The following is a 1,451-nucleotide window of genomic DNA, read 5'->3' on the forward strand; positions in this document are numbered from 1 at the left end:
CGCAGGCGGCGGACGGCGGCGGTGATGGGGCCGTAGGTGGAGCCCCAGCCCAGGACGAGGGTCCGGGCGCCGTCGGGGTCGTCGACGGTGAGGTCGGGAACGGCGATGCCGTCGATCTTGGCCTGGCGGGTGCGGACCATGAGGTCGTGGTTGGCCGGGTCGTAGGAGATGTTGCCCGTGCCGTCCTGCTTCTCGATGCCGCCGATCCGGTGCTCCAGCCCGGCCGTGCCCGGCACGGCCCACGGGCGGGCCAGGGTGTGCGGGTCCCGCTTGTAGGGCCAGAACACCTCGGTGCCGTCGGCGAGGGTGTGGTTCGGTTCGGTGGCGAACTGCACGGTGAGGTCGGGCAGGTCCGCCACGTCCGGGATCCGCCAGGGTTCGGAGCCGTTGGCGAGGTAGCCGTCGGACAGCAGGAACACCGGCGTCCGGTACGTCAACGCGATCCGCGCCGCGTCCAGCGCCGCGTCGAAACAGTCGGCCGGGGTCCGCGGCGCGACGATCGGGACCGGCGCCTCACCGTTGCGCCCGTACATCGCCTGCAACAGGTCGGCCTGCTCCGTCTTGGTCGGCAACCCCGTCGAGGGCCCGCCGCGCTGGATGTCCACGATCAACAACGGCAACTCCAACGACACCGCCAACCCGATCGTCTCCGACTTCAACGCCACACCCGGCCCCGACGTCGTCGTCACCGCCAGCGCCCCACCGAACGCGGCGCCCAGCGCCGCCCCGATCCCGGCGATCTCGTCCTCCGCCTGGAAGGTCCGCACCCCGAAGTTCTTGTGCCGACTCAACTCGTGCAGGATGTCCGAGGCCGGCGTGATCGGGTACGAGCCCAGGTACAACGGCAGATCCGCCTGCCGACCCGCCGCGATCAACCCGTACGACAACGCCAGGTTCCCCGAGATGTTGCGGTAGGTACCCGCCGGGAACGCGCTGTCGGCCGGCGCCACCTCGTAGGAGACCGCGAAATCCTCCGTCGTCTCCCCGAAGTTCCAGCCCGCCCGGAACGCCACGATGTTCGCCTCGGCGATCTGCGGCTTCTTCGCGAACTTCTGCCGCAGGAACGCCTCCGTCCCCGCCGTCGGCCGGTGGTACATCCACGACAGCAGACCCAACGCGAACATGTTCTTGCTGCGCTCGGCCTCCTTCCGCGACAACCCGAAGTCCTTCAACGCCTCCACCGTCAACGTCGTCAACGGCACCGGATGGATGCTGTAGGCATCCAGCGACCCGTCCTCCAACGGCGACGTCGCGTAGCCCACCTTCGCCATCGGACGCTTGGTGAACTCATCCGTGTTGACGATGATCTCCGCGCCCCGCGGCACGTCCGCGATGTTCGCCTTCAGCGCCGCCGGATTCATCGCGACCAGCACGTTCGGCGCGTCCCCCGGCGTCAGGATGTCGTGATCGGCGAAATGCAACTGGAACGACGACACCCCCGGCAACGTCCC

Annotated in this window: 1 protein-coding gene; it reads right to left on the reverse strand. The window is 69.2% G+C overall.

Annotation, left to right across the window (positions count from 1 at the left end; all coding sequences use genetic code 11):
- Positions 1-1,451, reverse strand: a 1,451-nt coding sequence (locus tag ACZ4XJ_RS37285) for a 2-oxoacid:acceptor oxidoreductase subunit alpha (RefSeq protein ID WP_468498876.1), incomplete at both ends; no start/stop codon positions are given.

It is taken from the genome of Streptomyces sp. NPDC029836 (genome assembly GCF_055574495.1).